The sequence below is a fragment of the Microcystis sp. M53603_WE2 genome (assembly GCF_030065435.1).
Map to the genome: position 1 here is coordinate 1 of NZ_JASJFF010000423.1, position 1,698 is coordinate 1,698.

At 46.1% G+C, this 1,698-nt stretch carries 2 protein-coding genes; both read left to right on the plus strand.

Annotation, left to right across the window (positions count from 1 at the left end; translation table 11 throughout):
* Positions 1 to 1,053: FAD-linked oxidase C-terminal domain-containing protein (locus PX481_RS08835; RefSeq protein WP_288094433.1), on the plus strand; the 1,053-nt coding region annotated here is incomplete at its 5' end.
* A gap of 441 nt (positions 1,054 to 1,494) precedes the next feature.
* A partial coding sequence (locus PX481_RS08840) for an ATP-binding cassette domain-containing protein (protein ID WP_288094435.1) occupies positions 1,495 to 1,698 on the plus strand: 204 nt, incomplete at its 3' end.

Below are 1,698 nucleotides of genomic sequence, written 5' to 3' on the forward strand. Positions count from 1 at the left end.
GATCCCTCTAGTCAAATTATCTGCTCGATCGGTGGTAATGTGGCGGAAAATTCCGGCGGGGTTCACTGTTTAAAATACGGTGTCACTACCAATCACGTTATGGGCTTAAAAATCGTCCTTCCCGATGGTTCAATTATCGATGTGGGGGGTGCGGTACCGGAACAACCGGGCTATGATTTAACCGGTTTATTTGTGGGTTCCGAGGGAACTTTAGGCATTGCCACGGAAATCACCCTAAGAATCCTGAAAACTCCGGAATCTATCTGTGTTTTACTGGCCGATTTTACCAGTATCGAGGCGGCGGGCCAAGCGGTGGCGGATATTATTAAATCGGGAATGATTCCGGCGGGGATGGAGATTATGGATAATCTCAGTATCAACGCCGTGGAAGACGTGGTGGCTACCGGCTGTTATCCCCGGGATGCCGAGTCAGTTTTATTAGTGGAATTGGATGGTTTAGGGGTAGAAGTAGCCAGGAATAAACATCGGGTTGCCGAGATTTGCCGTCAAAATGGGGCGAGAAATATCACCACGGCTAATGATGCCGAAACCCGCTTTAAACTCTGGAAGGGCAGAAAAGCGGCTTTTGCGGCGGCGGGGAAAATTAGCCCTAATTATTTTGTGCAAGATGGGGTGATTCCCCGCACTCAATTGGTGTATGTTCTTCAGGAAATTAAGGCTTTAAGTGAAAAATACGGTTATAAAATCGCCAATGTTTTCCACGCCGGGGATGGCAATTTACACCCGTTAATTCTCTACGATAATAAGGTGGAGGGTGCCTGGGAAGAAGTGGAAGAGTTAGGCGGTGAAATTCTCAAACTTTGTGTGCGGGTTGGGGGCAGTTTATCGGGGGAACATGGTATCGGCATCGATAAAAATTGTTATATGCCCGCTATGTTCAACGAGATTGACTTAGAAACTATGGGCTATGTGCGGGATTGCTTTAATCCCAAAGGTTTGGCTAACCCGGGGAAATTATTCCCCACCCCGCGCAGCTGTGGGGAAGCCGCTAATGCCAAAATACAAGGGTTTGCGGGGGTGGATGTGTTTTAGGTTATCGGCAGTAATAGACCTCTTGCAGAAATCAAAATCGTTGTTAGGGTTAGGAGTCAGTAGCCAGTAGTCAGTAGTCAGGAGAATTAAGAATGAATAACAATCAATTAAATGGTCTATTTACAAATTTTATGCCATTTAATCCTTATTTTTGCTGTTTTTGAACCATGAAAAATTAATTATGCAAGAGGTTTAATTATCAGTGACTCTTAAATTGGTACAAAAAATCTGCACAATCGCCTGTAAGCATCTGACAGTTAATCTAATGCGCGCTGGGGTTTGGGGGGGTAGAACCCGCCAAAAGCATGGATTGAGTGATAAAATCGCAAGTAACGCCCAATTTTAGCCGAGAGTTTCCCCTTGAAGTGGGGAATCTGGGTTAAAATAGACCGAGAAAGTTAACAAAAAAATTGTCTCGCTCAAGTGGGCGAAAATCAGCTTATGACCCTTGCGGTGGCGATCGAAAAGTTAAAAAAATCCTACGGTCAGACGGCAGCGGTTAAAGATATCTCCTTTACCGTGGCAGCGGCAGAAATCTTCGGTTTACTCGGTCCCAATGGTGCGGGGAAAACCACCACGATTCGCTGTCTTTGTACCCTTGCTAAACCCGATGGCGGCAAAATCGAGGTGGGGGGTGTCGATGCC